Genomic DNA, 17,790 nt, shown 5'->3' with positions numbered 1-17,790 from the left:
TAGAACGCAGTACGCGTAGGAAGCGCGCGGTACACCCCTCCGCTCGACACCTTCTGTACGTTTCCTCGTGACCGCCCGACGCCGAACCAGGAGCCCCGGCCACGTGACCCCCGTGAGCAGCCACTCACCGCACGGCCAGTCCCCGCTGCGCACCGTGCAGGTGCTGGGGGGAGGCAACGCCGGCAGTAGCGCGCATGTGCGCTCCCTGGCCTCGGGGCTGGTCGCGCGGGGCGTGCGGGTGACCGTGTGCGCCCCCGTCGAGGCGGATCGCACCTACGACTTCACCGGAGCCGGCGCCGAACACGTGCACGTGCCGCGCAGCAGCGATCCGGCCTCCGTGGCCGCGCTGCGGGCGGCGTGCGCGAACGCCGACCTGGTGCACGCGCACGGGCTGCATGCCTCCTTCCGCGCCGTGCTCGCGCTCAGCGGGCGGCGCACCCCGCTCATCGTCACCTGGCACGACCGCGCGCACGCCGAGGGGGCGCGCGCCCATCTGGTGCGGCTGTTGGAGCGGCGGGTGGTCAAGGCCGCCTCCGTCGTGCTCGGCACCACTTCGGCCCTGGTGGACCGGGCCCGCCGGACGGGCGCGCGGGACGCGCGGCTCGCCGCCGTCGCCCTGCCAGGCCCTCGCCGGACCGCCGAGCCGGAGGACCCCGACCGGCTGCGCCCCAAGATCCGCGCCGAACTCGGCGCCATCGGGCGCCCGTTGCTGATGGCCGTCGGCTCCCTCGACCGGCATCGGGGCTACGACATGCTGCTGGACGCCACGCGCGCGTGGCGGCGCCTGGACCCCGTGCCGCTGGTGGTGATCGCGGGGGAGGGGCCGTTGCGCGGGGAGTTGCAGCGGCGGATCGAGGACGAGGAGCTGCCGGTCCGGCTCCTCGGGCTGCGCGAGGACATCACCGAGCTGCTCGCCGCCGCCGACCTCGCGCTGCTGCCCGGCGGTGAGGAGTCGCGCTCCGTCCTCGCCCAGGAGGCCTTCCACGCGCGCGTGCCCCTCGTCGCGACCGCGGTCGGTGGGATCCCCGAACTCGTCGGCGACGCGGCCGAACTCGTCCCGCCCCAGGACCCCGAGGTCTTCGCCGACGCGGTCGTACGGCTCCTCGGCGATCCGGAGCGCCGGGAGCTGCTGAAGGAGAAGGGCGTGCGGCAGGCGGCCACCTGGCCGAGCGAGGACGAGACCGTGGCTCAAGTGCTCAGCGTCTACGACGAGTTGACCCAGCCGCAGCCCTTGATGTGAAAGCGGGCGACTTCAGGGCACGTGCCGGCGGGCCCGCAGCGCCAGGCTCAACGCCAGTACCGTGTGCGGGTCGTCGAGGTCGGTGCCCAGCAACTCGCCGATGCGGGCGAGGCGGTTGTAGAGCGTCTGCCGGTTGAGGTGCAGTTCGCGTGCCGTCTCCGCCTTGCGGCCCGCGTGCGCCAGGTACGTCTCCAGGGTGGGCAGCAGCGGCGGCTTGGAGCGCTTGTCGTGGTCCCGGACCGGGCCGATCGCCCGGTCCACGAAGGCCGCCAGGTCCGGTTGACCGCGCAGCCGCCACAGCAGCAGGTCGATGTCCAGGCGGCGGGCGTCGTACCAGGGACGGTCCGGCAGGCCCTGCGCCGCCGTCGCCGTCTCGGCCGCGTGCCTGAGGCCGGCCGAGGCCGCCGCCCAGCCGCCCGCAACCCCGACGACCACCACGGGCGGCTGCGCCCCCGGCCGCTGCATCCCGGCCCGCTCCACACCGGCCCGCAGCGCCGCAGCGACCCGGTCCGCGACCGCCGACCGCTCCGACTCCGCACGCAGGCCCAGCAGGAGAGGGACGCGGCCTTCGACCGGTCGTACGCCCAGCAGGACCGGCACTCCCACCGACGCCAGCTCCTCGGCCACCGCGCGCGCCAGGACCGCCCAGCCGCCGCCGGGGGACAGAGCGTCCCCGAGCCGCATCACCACCGGCAGCAGCGGGCTGTCGCCCGGCTTGAAGCCCAGCACGCGCGCCTGCGCGGGCGCGTCCTGTGCGGCGATACGGCCATCGGCGAGGTCGGTCAGGAAGTCGCCGCGTCCGCGCGCCGCCAGTTCCTCCTCCTGCCGGGCCTGCATGAGGACGACCGCCAGGATGCCCGCGGCCCGTTCGGCGGCCATCCGGTGCACCGGCGCGAGGGGCGCGCGTACGGGCAGCAGGACGAGCCGGGCCCGCACCGCCCCCGTCCCCGGCCCGCCGCCCGGCACGTCCACCAGGACCGAGCCCGCCGGCGGCGTGTCCTTGTGCTGGGCGCGCAGCCCCTCCCACACCTGGAGCGGGTCCGCGCCCTCGGGGCCGGATCCGGCGGCGTACAGGAGCTGACCGTCCGTCGTCTCCAGGAAGACCGGGTTTTCGCTGAAGTCGGCCAGGACGCCGAGGACTTGAGGCACACCGCCGCCGCCCAGCAGGGCCTGAGTGGAGCGGCGGTGCACTTCCTCCGCACGCTGCAGCAGGGCGTAGTGGCCGTTGACGATCTCGGTGTGGATCTCCTCCGTCACCGTCACGAACGCCACCTCGCGGTGCAGCTGGACCAGCGGCAGACCGGCCGCGCGCGCCGTGTCGACGAGGGCGGCGGGCAGGCGGGTGAAGCGCGGGCCGAGCTCCACGACGAGGGCCGCGATGCCGCGCTCGGCGAGGGTGCGCACGAACGCGCGCTGGTCCGCCGGACGGGTGCCGAGGCCGTAGCCCGTGGTCAGCAGCAGCTCACCGCCCTTGAGCAGCGAGGCGATGTGGGGGACCTCGCCCGCGTGCACCCAGCGCACGGTTCGCTGCAGCCGGTCGGCGCCCGCGAGGATCTCCGGGAGCCCGCTGCGCAGGCCGGGCAGCTCCAGCGCCCGCCGCACGGTGATCCCGGCGCTCTGGGTGTCGAATCCGCCGCCGTTTTCGCCGCGTGTACCGCCGTCCACGCCGTCGTCCATGCCGCCGTCCATGCCGCCGTCCATGCCGCCGTCCATGAACTGGACGCTACCCGCGCGCACGCTGCGCCGAAATCTCTGTGTGGTGATGTCGACCTCGGTTAGGGCCTGCCCGGCGGGGTAGCGGCGGGATCATGGACATCAGCGTGGTCGCCGTGGGGCGCGAGGACGACAGTGCGGTCGACGAGCCGCTGCGGGTGGCGGAGCTCGCCGACCGACTCGGATATCGCGAGGTGTGGGTGGGTGAGGGACCGACATGGGACTCCTTCGTGCTGGCCGCGGCGATCGGGCGGGCCACCGAGCGGGTCGCGCTGACCGCCGGACCGGTGCCGGTCTCGGTCCGCGACGCCTACAGCATCGCCCGGGGTGCCGCGTCGGTCGCTGCCGTCACCGGACGTCCGGTCGGGGTGGCCTTGGGCACGGCGAGCAAGCGGGTGGTCGAGGGCGTGCACGATCGACCCCGCGTCCGGCCCGCGGCCCTGCTGGAGGAGGCCTCGGCGGCAGTACGAGGGTTCCTGCACGCGGCTCCGGGCGAACCGGTCGTGCCGGGCAGCCCGTTCCGCCGCCGTCTGTCGCCGCCCGGCGGCCCGCTCACCGTGGCCGCGTTCGGTGACCGGGCGATCGCCACGGCCGCCGCGCACGCCGACCGCATGCTGCTGGACATCGTCTCTCCGGAGCAGGTCCGCATGCTGCGGGCGAAACTCGACACGGCCGCCGAGCGCGTGGGCCGCACGCCGCCGACGCTGGCCTCCTGGCTGCCCGCGGCCGTCGATCCGCAGCCGGAGTCCCTCGCCCAGGTCCTGGGCAGCATCGCCGGCTATCTGACCGTGCCGGGCTACAGCGACATGTTCGTCGCGGCGGGCCTCGGCGAGGCGGTGGAGCTGGCCGCGGCCGGCGCCGACCGGGACACCCTGCTGCGCGCGCTCCCGCCGGAGGCGGCCGGCACGGTCGGCCTGGTCGGTGACCTGGACGCCGTACGCACCCGGATCGACGTCTATGCCGAGGCCGGGCTCGACGAGGTCGCCCTGGTGCCGGCCACGGCGGGCGATCCGGCCGGGGAGCGGACGCTGAAGGCGCTCAGGCCGGCCTGATGTTGTGGTTGAAGCGGAAGACGTTGTCGGGGTCGTAGCGCCGCTTCAGCTCGGCCAGCCGCCGGGCGTTCTCCGCGCCCAGGCCGGCCACCACCCGCTCCGCGCCCTCGTCGCCGATGAAATTCAGGTAGACCGCGCCCGTGCTCCACGGCCGGACCTCGGCCCGGACGTCCCGCACCCAGCGCACGCACCGCTCGTCGTCCGCCGGGTCCTCCCACATGCCGTAGGGGTGAACCGCCCAGGGAGCGTCCCGGTAGGGCACCGGGTACTCGTGCGGGCCAGCGGTGACGGCGCCCCCTTGCGGGAGCAGCGCGTACTGGGTCCCGGTCGGTACGGGCATGGCCTCGGCGCTCGCGCAGTAGACGTCCACGAAGTCGTCGGGCGCGTCCGTCAGGTACTCCGCCGACCAGTAGTGCCGCATTCCGGGCGGGTCGTCGATCATGCACTGCACGTCGGCGTACGGCATCGCTGAGACGATCTCCGCCTCGTGCGGCAGCGCCAGCAGGGGCTCGGCGAGCTTGCGGATGTCCTCCTCGGGGCCCGCGTACGTCAGCAGCGCACCGCACAGCCGCGTACCGACCAGGTGCGGCGGGAGGAACTCTTCGGGCGGGCCGGTGAGGTACAGGATGCCGCCGCCCACCTCGTCGGGGGCCGCCGCGATCACGTCGCGGAAGGTGCGGACGGCCTCGGGGCCGAACTCCGGGAGGTACATCAGCATCGCGATGGAGAACTGGGGCAGTTCGTGCAGTTTCAGTGTGATCGCCGTCGCGATGCCGAAGTTCCCGCCGCCGCCGTGCAGGGCCCAGAACAGGTCGGGGTTCTCGTCGGGGTTCGCGTGGATGCGGCTGCCGTCGGCGGTGACCAGCTCGACGCCGAGCAGATTGTCGACGGCGAGTCCGCACAGGCGGTCCAGCCAGCCGGTGCCGCCGCCCAGGACGAAGCCGCCGACGCCGGTGGTGGACGCCCGGCCGCCCGTGGTCGCGAGGCCGTAGGGCTGGGTGGCGCGGTCGAGGTGGCTCATCGTGGCACCGCCGCCGATCCGTACCGCCTCGGCCCCGGGATGGACGGTCACCTCGTGCATGCGGCGCAGGTCGACGACCAGACCGTTGTCGTTCAGCGCCATGCCCGCCACGCTGTGCCCGCCGCCGCGGACCGCGATGTTCAGATCCAGGTCCCGGCCGAAGCGCACGGCGCGTACGACGTCGTCCTCGTCGGCGCACTGCGCGATGACGGCGGGCCGCCTGTCGATCATGGCGTTGAAGACGGTCCGGGCGTCGTCGTAGCCCGGATCCCCGGGGGCGAACACGTCACCGACCAGATCCTCGCGCAGCGCAGCGAGAGCAGCGCCCGCCTTCGAGAGGGAAGCCATGGCCGCCCCCTTCCGACCCTTCCGACAAGGGGCAATCGCTTGCTTCCAGGCTAGGGCCTGTCCGGCGGATCAGGTCGCAGGACATCGGCGGCACCCCATCGACGCAGGTGAGCGGGGCCTGGTGCGTCGAGCTGCAAGGCGGAGGAGGGCGTCGACGCGGAGCGTCGGCAACCGACGACAACGCCGCAGATCGGCGTGCCAGGCCCCGCGTCTGCGGCATGATCCGCCGGACAGGCCCTAGTAGTGCTTCGTTAGGTTGTGGGCTGTCTGCGGCTGCTCCGGGGGCTGGGCAGGGGGCGTCCGCAGGTGGTGCAGGTACCGGTCCAGCACCTCAGCAGGTCCTGAAGAACGTCGAGGACCTGGTAGAGGGTCAGGCCGGTATGTGGACTTTTGGGTCGAGCCGCCTGAGGGTGAGGAATGCCTGGGCGGCGGTGACGAGGGTGACGTGGTGGTGCCAGCCGCGCCAGGTGCGGCCCTCGAAGTGGTCCAGTCCCAGGCCATGCTTGAGCTCGCGGTAGTCATGTTCGATCCGCCAGCGCATCTTGGCCCACCGCACCAGGTCAGCGACGGGTGTGGTGGCGGGCAGGTTCGATATCCAGTAGTCCGTCGGGGCGTCCTGGCCCTCCGGCCATTCGACGAGGAGTGTCTGGACGGGCAGGACGCCGTCCCACCGGTTGCGGCCGCCGCCCGCCTCCTGAGCTGCGGCCAGGGACTGCTTGCCCGCGGGCCGCACTGTCAGCACCGCGAACCGTGAGGTCATCGCGCCCTTGCTGCCCTGCCTCCAGGTCACCTCGGTGAACCGCTCCGCACCCGCCTGCGCTGCGAGGACGCAGACGGCTCGCGGTGGGGTGCGGTAGCGGGGAAGGGGGGGCGGCCCGAGCCCGCCATAAGCGGGCTGGTGCGGCTCGGCATCCTCCGGGTGGGCGACTTCCTTCCCGTTCAGGGCCAGGACATAGGACAGCCCTCGCTCCTGGAGACCGAGCCGGAAGGGGGTGCTGACGCCGTAGCCGGCGTCGGCGACCACGACCGGTGCCTTCAACTGCCACTCGGCGAGTGTGTCCAGCAGGCCGAGCGCGAGACGCCACTTCTCCCGGTGCACCACGTGATCGGGGATGCCTGCCCTGCGGCATCGGTCCGGCTCGTCCGTCCACTCACGCGGCAGATATAACTGCCACTCCAACGGACACGAGGCGGTGTCGGTGGCGGCATGGACACTGACCGCGACCTGGCAGTTCGCCCGTTTGCCGACCGCTCCGCAGTACTGGCGGGCCACCCCGACCGACGCCTTGCCGCACTTGGGGAACGACACGTCGTCGATCACCCACACCTCAGGTGTGATCACCTCGGACAGCCGCTCGGCGATCCGCTGTCTGACCGGCAGCGGATCCCACGGCGACTGGTTCACGAACTGCTGCAGGGCCTGCATGTTCCCGTCCGGCAGACGCTCGGCCATCGGCTGGATCGACTTGCGCCGGCCGTCCAGCATCAGGCCCCGGACATAACACTCGCCCCACCGCCGCTGATCCCGCCGCGGCAACGACCCGAACACATCAGCAACGAACTCCGCCAACTCGCCCCGGAGCCGGTCCACTTCCCCCAACCTCACTCCGGAAAGCTACCCACGATCAGCCGAGATCACTCAACGTAACGAAGCACTACTAGGCCGGGCGCGCCACGTCCGTCCTGTTCAGGGCATGATCCGCCGGACAGGCGTCAGCCGCCGTACGCCCCCGAAGCCGTCAGTCGCAGAGCCGTGTCGATGAGCGGCACGTGGCTGAAGGCCTGCGGGAAGTTGCCGACCTGGCGCTTCAGGCGCGGGTCCCACTCCTCGGCCAGCAGACCGAGGTCGTTGCGCAGCGACAGCAGCTTCTCGAACAGCTTGCGGGCCTCGTCCACGCGGCCGATCATCGCCAGGTCGTCCGCCATCCAGAACGAGCAGGCGAGGAAGGCGCCCTCGTCGCCGGGCAGGCCGTCGACGCCCTCGTTGTCGCCCTGCGTCGGGTAGCGCAGGATGAAGCCGTCCGTCGTGGACAGCTCGCGCTGGATGGCCTCGATGGTGCCGATCACGCGCTTGTCGTCCGGGGGCAGGAAGCCCATCTGCGGGATCAGCAGCAGGGAGGCGTCCAGTTCCTTCGAGCCGTACGACTGCGTGAAGGTGTTGCGCTCCTTGTCGTAGCCCCTCTCGCAGACGTCCCGGTGGATGTCGTCGCGCAGTTCGCGCCACTTCTCCAGCGGGCCGTCCGCGTCGCCGGACTCGATCAGCTTGATCGTGCGGTCGACGGCGACCCAGGCCATGACCTTGGAGTGCACGAAGTGGCGGCGCGGGCCGCGCACCTCCCAGATGCCCTCGTCCGGCTCGTCCCAGTGCTGCTCCAGGTAGCGGATGAGCTTCAGCTGGAGCAGCGAGGCGTAGTCGTTGCGGGCCAGGCCCGTCATGTGGGCCAGGTGCAGGGCCTCGGTGACCTCGCCGTACACGTCCAGCTGGAGCTGGTGCGCCGCGCCGTTGCCGACCCGGACCGGGCCGGAGCGCTCGTAGCCCGGCAGCCAGTCCAGCTCGGCCTCGCCCAGCTCGCGCTCGCCGGCGATGCCGTACATGATCTGCAGGTTCTCCGGATCGCCGGCGACCGCGCGCAGCAGCCACTCGCGCCAGGCGCGGGCCTCCTCGCGGTAGCCGGTGCGCAGCAGCGAGGACAGGGTGATCGCCGCGTCGCGCAGCCAGGTGTAGCGGTAGTCCCAGTTGCGGACGCCGCCGATCTCCTCCGGCAGGGAGGTCGTGGGGGCGGCGACGATGCCACCCGTCGGGGCGTACGTCAGCGCCTTCAGCGTGATCAGCGAGCGGATCACGGCCTCGCGGTAGGGGCCGTGATACGTGCAGTGCTCGACCCAGTCCCGCCAGAATTCCTCCGTCGCCTCCAGCGACTGCTCCGGCTCCGGCAGCGGCGGCGGCTCCTTGTGCGAGGCCTGCCAGGAGATCGTGAACGCGATCCGGTCACCCGGAGCGACCGTGAAGTCCGCGTACGTAGTCAGTGACTTGCCGTACGTCTCGGCATGTGTGTCGAACCACACAGAGTCCGGGCCCGCGACGGCGACCGTGCGGCCCTCGTGCTTGTGCACCCACGGCACGACCCGGCCGTAGGAGAAACGCATGCGCAGCGCCGAGCGCATGGGGACGCGGCCCGAGACCCCCTCCACGATCCTGATCAGCTGCGGAGCGCCGTCACGCGGGGGCATGAAGTCGGTCACACGGACCGTGCCGCGCTGGGTGTCCCACTCGGATTCCAGGATCAGGGAGTCGCCGCGGTAGGTGCGCCGGGCCGCGGTGGGCGGCTCGGCGTCGGCCGCGTGGGCGGGTCCGAGCCGCCAGAAGCCGTGTTCCTCGGTGCCCAGCAGACCGGCGAAGATGGCATGCGAGTCGAAGCGGGGCAGGCACAGCCAGTCCACCGTGCCGTCCCGGCAGACCAGGGCAGCGGTCTGCATGTCTCCGATGAGTGCGTAATCTTCGATGCGCCCGGCCACGTGCAACTCCAGTCGAACGGCCACGTCACCCCGCGAAAAGGGGGCTGTCGCTAGTGCGGTCAAGGGGGTCGTTGTAATGCGTCGTTGAGCGATGAAGCAAAACAGTCCGTGCTGCTGTGAGGCAAAACGACATCTGTTGCTCAACGAACTGACGAGCTCTCGTTGTTCCGGTGCGTACGGGCGGGGGTGGTGCCGTATTGCAGGCCGGGCTCGGCAGCGAGTGTCCGAGCAGGATACGACGCACGTAGATGATCTGTGTGCCGCTCCGGACAAGGAGAGTGCGTCGAACGGGTGAGTAAGGGGCGAGAAACCCGTGCGGCCGTGCGAGGTCTGTGTCGGCCTGTGTGCGGAGCGTGGCCGGAAGCCATCTCGTCCCGGCGCTGATACCCTGGTAGCCCGTGGACCGGTGGGCGCACCCCGAAGGGAAAATCCCAGAAGGGGACCCCCGAACCGCAGCGACGGCACCCCCGGAATTCTTCCGGCTCGGCAGCCGTACCGCACCTCCAGACCGCGACCACGGGAGCCCCCTCTTGGCCATGCCGCCCGCTGCTTTTCGAAACAGCACAGCCACGACGACCAAGCACATCTTCGTCACCGGGGGTGTCGCCTCCTCGCTCGGCAAGGGCCTGACGGCCTCCAGCCTCGGCATGCTGCTCAAGGCGCGGGGCCTGCGCGTCGTGATGCAGAAGCTCGACCCGTATCTCAACGTCGACCCGGGCACGATGAACCCCTTCCAGCACGGTGAGGTGTTCGTCACCAACGACGGCGCCGAGACCGACCTGGACATCGGCCACTACGAGCGATTCCTCGACCGCGACCTGGACGGCTCCGCCAACGTCACCACCGGTCAGATCTACTCGACGGTGATCGCCAAGGAGCGGCGCGGCGAGTACCTGGGCGACACCGTGCAGGTCATCCCGCACATCACCAACGAGATCAAGCATCGCATCCGGCGCATGGCGACGGACGAGGTGGACGTCGTGATCACCGAGGTCGGCGGCACGGTCGGCGACATCGAGTCGCTGCCGTTCCTGGAGACCGTGCGCCAGGTCCGGCACGAGGTCGGTCGCGACAACGTCTTCGTTGTTCACATCTCTCTCCTGCCTTACATCGGACCCTCGGGTGAGCTCAAGACGAAGCCGACCCAGCATTCGGTTGCGGCCCTCAGGAACATCGGTATTCAGCCGGACGCCATCGTGCTGCGCTGCGACCGTGAGGTGCCCACCGCGATCAAGCGGAAGATCTCGCTGATGTGCGACGTCGACGAGGCAGCCGTGGTCGCCTGCCCGGACGCCCGCTCGATCTACGACATCCCGAAGACCGTGCACGGCGAGGGCCTGGACGCCTACGTCGTCCGCAAGATGGACCTGCCGTTCCGCGACGTGGACTGGAGGACCTGGGACGACCTGCTCGACCGCGTCCACAACCCCGACCACGAGATCACGCTCGCCCTGGTCGGCAAGTACATCGACCTGCCCGACGCCTACCTCTCGGTCACCGAGGCGCTGCGCGCGGGCGGCTTCGCCAACAAGGCCCGCGTGAAGATCAAGTGGGTCACCTCCGACGACTGCAAGACCCCGTCGGGCGCCGCCCAGCAGCTCGGTGACGTGGACGGCATCTGCATCCCGGGCGGCTTCGGCGACCGCGGTGTGCAGGGCAAGGTCGGCGCCATCCGCTACGCCCGCGAGAACAGGATCCCGCTGCTCGGCCTCTGCCTGGGCCTGCAGTGCATCGTGATCGAGGCGGCCCGGAACCTCGCCGACATCTCCGACGCCAACTCCACCGAGTTCGACCCGGCCACCGCCCACCCGGTCATCTCGACCATGGCCGAGCAGCTCGACATCGTCGCGGGCGAGGGAGACATGGGCGGCACGATGCGCCTGGGCATGTACCCGGCCAAGCTGGCCGAGGGGTCGATCGTGCGCGAGGTGTACGACGGCAAGGAGTACGTCGAGGAGCGGCACCGTCACCGGTACGAGGTGAACAACGCCTACCGCGCGGAGCTGGAGAAGAAGGCGGGCATCCTGTTCTCGGGCACCTCGCCGGACGGCAAGCTCGTCGAGTACGTCGAGTACCCGCGCGAGGCCCACCCGTACCTGGTCGCCACGCAGGCGCACCCCGAGCTGCGCTCGCGTCCGACGCGTCCGCACCCGCTGTTCGCCGGGCTCGTGAAGGCCTCGGTCGAGCGGAAGAATTCCAAGTAGCACACCAGTTGTACGGTGGCCGGGGCGCATACCTTCAAAAGGTGGGCACCCCGGTTTTCTCTTGTACGTGTGGAAGGGCAGGGCATGACGATCAAGGACACCGCCGAGGAGTGGGAGATCCGGGCGACGGAGACCCCCTTTGTGGGGAACAAGACCTCCGTCCGCACGGATGAGGTGGTCATGCCCGGCGGCTCGGTGGTGCGGCGCGACTACCAGGTCCACCCCGGCTCCGTGGCGGTCCTCACCCTCGACGCCGAGGACCGCGTCCTGCTCATCAAGCAGTACCGCCACCCGGTGCGGCAGAAGCTGTGGGAGATCCCGGCGGGCCTTCTCGACGTCCCAGGAGAGAACCCGCTGCACGCCGCCCAGCGCGAGCTGTACGAGGAGGCGCACGTCAAGGCCGAGGACTGGCGCGTGCTGACCGATGTGTACACGACCCCCGGCGGCTGCGACGAGGCCGTGCGGATCTTCCTGGCCCGCGATCTGTCCGAGGCCGAGGGGCAGCGCTTCGCGGTGGAGGACGAGGAGGCCGACATGGAGCACGCGCGGGTGCCGGTCGACGAGCTCGTCCGGGGTGTGCTGGCGGGCGAACTGCACAACAACTGCCTTGTCGTGGGTGTGCTTTCGCTGGTCGCCGCGCGCGGCGGCGACGGGCTGGACGCGCTGCGTCCGGCTCAGGCGCCGTGGCCGGCGCGTCCCTTCGACTCCTGAACATCCACTCGAGTTCTGAGCGTCCACTCCACTCGACTCCCGAGCGTCCACTCGAGTTCTCGGCGTCCACTTCCGCGCGCCGGTGTGACCATCGGCTGATCCGATCGGGGGACGTGTCCGCCGCGCTCCTCCCGGAACGTAGCAGAGCGTGAACTAGGCTCTGGAAACGCCCGAACCGGAGTCCCGGCGGGCTTGCGCGTGCGGTGGGACGGGAGTGTGGCCCGTGACGGATCAGGCGGTGGACACAGGCGGCGTGCAGCTGTCCGGAGACGCTGCTGAGGAGACTCGATTCCTGGGCCGTACAAGGGAGTTGAAGGAACTCCGCGCCGACATCGAACGCGCCGGCCTCGACACACTCTCCGGCCGCAAGGCCCCCCGCGCGCGCGTGCTGCTCATCGCGGGCAAGCCCGGCTCGGGACGCACCGCCCTCGCCGAAGAGCTCGTACGGCAGGTAGCGGACCGTTACCGCGACGGCGTGCTGCGGGTCCGGCTCAGCGAGCCGGACGGCACACCCGTCCCCGTCGAGTACACCGCCCGTGAACTGCTCACCGCCCTCGATCTGCCGACCCCCGCCGGAGCCGCCGAGGACGACCTCACGGCGGCGCTCCGCGAGGCCCTCGCCGACCGCAGGATGCTGCTGCTGCTCGACGACGCGGCCACCGCCGAGCAGGTCGACGCCCTGCTGCCGGACACCCCGGAATGCCTGGCCGTCGCCGTCTCCGGGGGCCCGCTCACCGGCATCGCGGACGTCCGCCCCTGCACCCTGGGCGGCCTCGACACCAAGTCCGCCCTGGAGCTGCTGTCCCGGCACACCGGCTCGGTCCGCATCACGGTCGACCCGCGGGCCGCCGAGGGCCTGGTCGAGGAGTGCCAGGGCCATCCCGCCGCGCTGATGATGGCCGGCGGCTGGCTGGCCGCCCGTCCCAAGGCGGCCGTCGCCGACCTCGCCAAGCATCTGCACACGGAGGGTGACGAGGGAACCGTGCTGAGCCGGGTCTTCCGGCTCGCCTACACGTCCCTCCCGGGCCCCGCCGCCCGGATACTGCGACTGCTCGCCCTCGCACCGGCCGGCCTCGTCGACCCGCACACCGCCTCCGCGCTCGCCGGCAGCTCGGTGAGCAGCGCCCGCACCACCCTCGACGACTTCGTCGCGCACGGCCTGCTGCACGCCGTGGACTCACCGCTGCCCCAGTACGAGGTCCCCGGCTGCCTGCACCCCTTCCTGAAGGCCCTCGCCGAGAACCAGGAGCGTCCCGCCGAGCTCCAGCTGGCCCGCGCGCGGATGCTGGAGCGGACCGTACGGCTGCTGCAGTCCTGCCGGACGATCACCGAGACCGACAACCCCGAGGCGCGCGAGAAGCTCCAGGGAATGCCGCCCTCCGTGCGCTTCCCGAGCCCCCGGGCGGCCGCCGACTGGCTGCGCCTGCGCCGGCCCGCCCTGCTCGCCGCGGCCCGGCTCGCGGTCGCCGACGGGGAGCTGGACACCCTCGCCCGGCGCCTGATGTCCCAGCTGGTCCGGGCGATGGTCGCCCACTTCGGCACGCAGGCGGCCGCACCCGACCTGTACGGCATCCACCGCCTCGTCCTCGACGTGGCCCAGCGCCGGAACCTGCCGCGCGAGCGGGCCGCCGCCCTGCTGAACCTCGCCGACCTGGACGCCCGGACCGGCCGTACGCAGGAGGCGCTGGTGCGCTATCGGGCGGCTCTGGACGCCGGACGCGAGGCGAACGACCCGTATGCGACCGGCCGCGCGATGGAATCCGTAGGCGGCGCCCATCTGGAGCTCGGGGACTACGACCGGGCCGCCGACTGGTTCGGCCGGGCCCTCGTGGAGCGGCTGGCCCGGGGCGAGCGCGCGGACGCCGCCCGGCTGTACGGCCGTATCGGCGCCGCGCACACCTTCGCGGGCCGTTACGGCGAGGCGCTGCGGAACTGGCGGGCAGCGGTCGCCGGGCACCGCAAGAACGGCGATGTGGCCGCCCACGCCCGGGCGTTGAGCGAACTGGCGCGCGTCCAGGAGTACGCGGGGCGGCCCGAGGAGTCGCTGCGCACCTGCCAGGAGGCCGCGGAGTGGGCGCGCCGCGCCGAGGACGTACGCCTCCAGGCAGCGCTGCACCTGCGGCTCGCCGACACCCTGGAGCACCTCGGCGATCCCGCGGCGGCCTCGCTGCACCGGGGCACGGCCGAGCGGCTGCTGGGGGAGGAAGATCCGGATCCGGACGCGGAATCCGGCACGACGTCCGGGGCGGAATCCGGTGCGACGTCCGGTACGGAATCCGATGCGGAATCCGGTGTGGAGCCTGACGCGAAGCCTGACGCGGAGCCGGAACCCAAGCCGGAAGCCAAGCAGGACCCCGAACCGGAACCCAAGCCGGAACCCAACCCGGAAGCCAAGCAGGACCTCGAACCGGAACCCAAGCCGGAGACAACGCCGGACCTGTGGCCGGACCCGGAGCCCGACCCGGGGCCGGACGCGGAGCCCGACCCTGGTCCGGAAATGAAGCCAGATCCGGTGCCGGAACCCTCCGATCCCCCGGAACAGGACGCTAACGCCTGCGAAATCCGTAGTACATCCGCTGAAGATTGATGCATTGAAAGGCTAGACAGCGGGAACGCCTTCATTAGACTGGCTCTGCCGCACCTTCTCCTGCGGTGTCTCCCGGTGTGCCCTCGCATGCCTGGGTATGTCTTGTATTGCCCCCACACCCTCTGAGCCAAGGACCGTGATCGACGTGAAGGTCGGCATCCCCCGCGAGGTCAAGAACAACGAGTTCCGGGTGGCCATCACCCCCGCCGGCGTGCACGAGCTGGTGCGCCACGGCCATCAGGTCGTCGTCGAACACAACGCCGGCGTCGGTTCCTCGATCACGGACGACGAGTACCTCGCCGCCGGTGCGCAGATCCTTCCGACCGCCGACGAGGTCTGGGCCACCGCCGACCTGCTGCTGAAGGTCAAGGAGCCCATCGCCGAGGAGTACCACCGCCTCCGCAAGGACCAGACGCTCTTCACCTACCTGCACCTGGCCGCCTCCAAGGAGTGCACGGACGCCCTCGTCGAGTCCGGCACCACCGCGATCGCATACGAGACGGTCGAGCTGCCCGGCCGCGCGCTTCCGCTGCTCGCCCCCATGTCCGAGGTCGCGGGCCGCCTCGCCCCGCAGGTCGGCGCCTACCACCTGCTGGCCGCGAACGGCGGCCGCGGTGTGCTGCCCGGCGGTGTCCCGGGCGTGCTGGCCGGCCGGGCCGTCGTCATCGGCGGCGGCGTCTCCGGCTGGAACGCCGCGCAGATCGCCATCGGCATGGGCTTCCACGTCACCCTGCTCGACAGGGACATCAACAAGCTCAAGGAGGCGGACAAGATCTTCGGTACGAAGATCCAGACCGTCGTCTCCAACGCCTTCGAGCTGGAGAAGGCCTGCCTGGAGGCCGACCTGGTCATCGGCGCCGTCCTCATCCCGGGCGCCAAGGCACCCAAGCTGGTCACCAACGAGCTCGTGTCGCGCATGAAGCCGGGAAGTGTCCTTGTCGACATCGCGATCGACCAGGGCGGCTGCTTCGAGGACTCCCGCCCGACCACCCACGCCGAGCCGACCTTCAAGGTCCATGAGTCGGTTTTCTACTGCGTCGCCAACATGCCCGGCGCGGTGCCCAACACCTCCACCTACGCGCTCACCAACGCCACGCTGCCCTACATCGTCGAACTCGCCGACCACGGCTGGGTGGAGGCGCTGCGCCGCGACTCCGCGCTCGCCAAGGGGCTCAACACGCATGACGGCAAGGTGACTTACCGGGAGGTCGCTCAGGCGCACGGCCTGGAGCACGTGGAGCTCGACTCCCTGCTCGGCTGAGCCCGGGTCGACCTGAACCGCGCGTGGCCGAACCGCTAAGTCACCATTGGGTAAAAGGCGATACGTCAACACTGGTCGTCAACGGCACACATCCGGCCGGACCTTGCCCGACAAGGTCCGGCCGGATGTGTGTATGGTCACTTTGCGACTCAAGGTCAACTCGCCTCGAACGTAACCCTTGAACCGATTCGTACACCGGTGAAACCCACCGTGCGACGGTCGTACGCCCTTGACAGAGGGATGTTTCATTGCCGACACATCCTGCCGGGTCCGGCGGATTGTGTTGCTGCGGACGCCCGACACGCCATAGAGTCGCCAACCGTCGGCATGGTGCCACGCTGACCTGTCTAGAAGTTTCCTGGTCACCAAGGAGGTAAGACGACTTGTGAATGAGTCGACATTTTCTCCCGGGGGTGGTCAACCAGGAATGCCTGCACGGGCCCAGGGCTCCGCGGGGTTCGAGGCTGTCGGCTCCGTCGCGGTGCGCACCTTCGCAGCCCACCAGAGTCACCAGAGGTCGATTGTGACTCAGCCAGGACACCAGAGCATGGATGGCCATCACGTGAACGCCATGGCCGGCGACGGAAGTGGCGCGCCCCACAACCACTTCGCCGACTACGACGAACTGCCCGAGGGGCACTTCTACGACCCCGACGCCGAGTACGAGCCCGATCCCGAATACGCGGCCACGCTCGCGCCCGACGCTGCCCGACAGCGCCGCGAGCGCATCGGCCCGACCGGGCGCCCGCTGCCGTACTTCCCGATCCCGGGCCCGCTGACCGATCACGGCCCCGCGAAGATCATCGCGATGTGCAACCAGAAGGGCGGCGTCGGCAAGACCACGTCGACCATCAACCTGGGTGCCGCACTCGCGGAGTACGGACGCCGGGTGCTGCTCGTCGACTTCGACCCGCAGGGCGCGCTGTCGGTCGGACTCGGCGTCAACCCGATGGAGCTCGACCTCACCGTCTACAACCTGCTCATGGAGCGGGGCATGGCGGCCGACGAGGTGCTCCTGAAGACGGCGGTCCCGAACATGGACCTGCTGCCCAGCAACATCGACCTGTCCGCCGCCGAGGTCCAGCTGGTGAGCGAGGTCGCGCGCGAGTCCACGCTCCAGCGCGCCCTGAAGCCGCTCATGGCCGACTACGACTACATCGTGATCGACTGCCAGCCCTCGCTCGGCCTGCTCACCGTCAACGCCCTGACGGCCGCGCACAAGGTGATCGTGCCCCTGGAGTGCGAGTTCTTCGCCCTCCGCGGGGTCGCGCTGCTGACGGAGACCATCGAGAAGGTCCAGGAACGGCTCAACCCGGAACTGGAGCTCGACGGGATCCTCGCCACGATGTACGACTCGCGCACCGTGCACAGCCGTGAGGTGCTCGCGCGGGTCGTCGAGGCGTTCGACGACCACGTCTACCACACGGTCATCGGGCGCACGGTCCGCTTCCCGGAGACCACGGTCGCCGGTGAGCCGATCACCACGTACGCCTCCAACTCCGTCGGTGCCGCCGCCTACCGCCAGCTCGCCAGGGAGGTGCTCGCCCGGTGTCACGCCGAGTGAGTCTGCCGGGGGCCGACGAACTGTTCCGTACGACAGGGGGGATGGCGCTTCAGTCGTCCACTCCCCGGCGCCAGGCCAACGGCGAGGCCCGGGTGCCGGCTCCCGCCGGGGAGTCCGACGGCGCCGCGGGCGCGTCCTCCGAGGACGCACCGCAGTCCGTTCCCGCACAGGGCGGTGACGGCGACGGCGCGGAGCACGTGGCGACCGACGCGGAACCGGAGGCCGGCGAGTCCCGCAGCCGGGGCGTGGAGCGCTCCCCGCGTCGGCAGGGGGCGCAGGAAGGTTCTGCCTCGGGTGCCGCGCCGGCCGCGTCCCGCAAACGCGGACGGGCCGCCGCGCGGCGGCCCAGTGGGCGGGAACGGCACGACGAGAAGATCACGGTGTACGTGTCCGCCGAGGAGCTCATGGATCTGGAGCACGCGCGGCTGGTGCTCCGGGGTGAGCACGGGCTGGCGGTCGACCGCGGGCGGATCGTCCGTGAGGCGGTCGCCGTGGTGCTCGCGGATCTGGAGACCCGGGGGGATGCCAGCATCCTCGTCCGACGGCTTCGTGGGCGGTAGCGGTAGCCTGCGG

At 71.1% G+C, this 17,790-nt stretch carries 12 protein-coding genes; 8 read left to right on the top strand and 4 right to left on the bottom strand.

Annotation, left to right across the window (positions count from 1 at the left end):
* Positions 1-103: 103 nt before the first annotated feature.
* Positions 104-1,240 (top strand): glycosyltransferase family 4 protein, encoded by a 1,137-nt coding sequence (locus Q4V64_RS10980; protein ID WP_124443351.1) that lies wholly within the window; start codon positions 104-106, stop codon positions 1,238-1,240.
* Positions 1,241-1,252: 12 nt separating this feature from the next.
* Here the strand turns inward: Q4V64_RS10980 and Q4V64_RS10975 are convergent, their stop codons facing one another.
* Complete coding sequence (locus tag Q4V64_RS10975; RefSeq protein WP_124443356.1) at positions 1,253-2,917, bottom strand: PucR family transcriptional regulator; 1,665 nt, start codon at positions 2,915-2,917, stop codon at positions 1,253-1,255.
* A gap of 131 nt (positions 2,918-3,048) precedes the next feature.
* Between Q4V64_RS10975 and Q4V64_RS10970 the strand changes: the two genes are divergently transcribed.
* On the top strand, positions 3,049-4,005 hold the full coding sequence (locus Q4V64_RS10970) for an LLM class F420-dependent oxidoreductase (RefSeq protein WP_124443352.1): 957 nt from the start codon (positions 3,049-3,051) through the stop codon (positions 4,003-4,005).
* On the opposite strand, the gene Q4V64_RS10965 is transcribed toward Q4V64_RS10970, so the two are convergent.
* From Q4V64_RS10965 to Q4V64_RS10955, 3 genes are all read right to left on the bottom strand, one after another.
* Entirely contained in the window at positions 3,992-5,374 is a 1,383-nt protein-coding gene (locus Q4V64_RS10965) for an FAD-binding oxidoreductase (protein WP_124443353.1), read from the bottom strand. The two genes, Q4V64_RS10970 and Q4V64_RS10965, sit on opposite strands and share 14 nt — an antisense overlap.
* A gap of 370 nt (positions 5,375-5,744) precedes the next feature.
* Positions 5,745-6,980 carry an IS701 family transposase gene (locus Q4V64_RS10960; RefSeq protein ID WP_303709834.1) on the bottom strand — a complete coding sequence of 412 codons (1,236 nt, stop codon included), beginning with the start codon at positions 6,978-6,980 and terminating at the stop codon, positions 5,745-5,747.
* 107 nt (positions 6,981-7,087) lie between these two features.
* Complete coding sequence (locus Q4V64_RS10955; protein WP_124443426.1) at positions 7,088-8,890, bottom strand: glycoside hydrolase family 15 protein; 1,803 nt, start codon at positions 8,888-8,890, stop codon at positions 7,088-7,090.
* Between the two features lie 536 nt (positions 8,891-9,426).
* On the opposite strand from Q4V64_RS10955, the gene Q4V64_RS10950 reads away from it, so the two are divergent.
* The 6 genes from Q4V64_RS10950 (at position 9,427) to Q4V64_RS10925 (ending at position 17,777) form a co-directional block, all read left to right on the top strand.
* Positions 9,427-11,094, top strand: coding sequence for a CTP synthase (locus Q4V64_RS10950; protein WP_124443427.1), 1,668 nt, complete (start codon positions 9,427-9,429; stop codon positions 11,092-11,094).
* 84 nt (positions 11,095-11,178) lie between these two features.
* A complete protein-coding gene (locus tag Q4V64_RS10945) occupies positions 11,179-11,805 on the top strand; it encodes an NUDIX hydrolase (protein ID WP_124443357.1) in 627 nt (208 codons plus the stop codon).
* 223 nt (positions 11,806-12,028) lie between these two features.
* On the top strand, positions 12,029-14,392 hold the full coding sequence (locus tag Q4V64_RS10940) for a tetratricopeptide repeat protein (protein ID WP_253267262.1): 2,364 nt from the start codon (positions 12,029-12,031) through the stop codon (positions 14,390-14,392).
* A gap of 136 nt (positions 14,393-14,528) precedes the next feature.
* Complete coding sequence (gene ald / locus Q4V64_RS10935; protein WP_172629454.1) at positions 14,529-15,653, top strand: alanine dehydrogenase; 1,125 nt, start codon at positions 14,529-14,531, stop codon at positions 15,651-15,653.
* A gap of 427 nt (positions 15,654-16,080) precedes the next feature.
* Positions 16,081-17,217, top strand: a complete 1,137-nt coding sequence (locus Q4V64_RS10930) for a ParA family protein (protein WP_124443358.1) — start codon at positions 16,081-16,083, stop codon at positions 17,215-17,217.
* Entirely contained in the window at positions 17,202-17,777 is a 576-nt protein-coding gene (locus Q4V64_RS10925) for a hypothetical protein (protein WP_124443359.1), read from the top strand. The genes Q4V64_RS10930 and Q4V64_RS10925 overlap by 16 nt, the downstream gene beginning before the upstream one ends.
* Positions 17,778-17,790: the final 13 nt, after the last annotated feature.

It is taken from the genome of Streptomyces sp. NL15-2K, from assembly GCF_030551255.1.
In the GTDB taxonomy this organism is placed as follows: domain Bacteria; phylum Actinomycetota; class Actinomycetes; order Streptomycetales; family Streptomycetaceae; genus Streptomyces.
This window is presented reverse-complemented; position numbering and strand designations above follow the sequence as displayed.

What these genes read in the sequence shown, in the direction of transcription:
- Q4V64_RS10975 (WP_124443356.1), bottom strand. Translation starts at nt 2,917, where the DNA reads ATGGACGACGGCGTGGACGGCGGTACACGCGGCGAAAACGGCGGCGGA.
- Q4V64_RS10970 (WP_124443352.1), top strand. Translation starts at nt 3,049, where the DNA reads ATGGACATCAGCGTGGTCGCCGTGGGGCGCGAGGACGACAGTGCGGTC.
- Q4V64_RS10965 (WP_124443353.1), bottom strand. Translation starts at nt 5,374, where the DNA reads ATGGCTTCCCTCTCGAAGGCGGGCGCTGCTCTCGCTGCGCTGCGCGAG.
- Q4V64_RS10950 (WP_124443427.1), top strand. Translation starts at nt 9,427, where the DNA reads ATGCCGCCCGCTGCTTTTCGAAACAGCACAGCCACGACGACCAAGCAC.
- Q4V64_RS10945 (WP_124443357.1), top strand. Translation starts at nt 11,179, where the DNA reads ATGACGATCAAGGACACCGCCGAGGAGTGGGAGATCCGGGCGACGGAG.
- Q4V64_RS10930 (WP_124443358.1), top strand. Translation starts at nt 16,081, where the DNA reads ATGCCTGCACGGGCCCAGGGCTCCGCGGGGTTCGAGGCTGTCGGCTCC.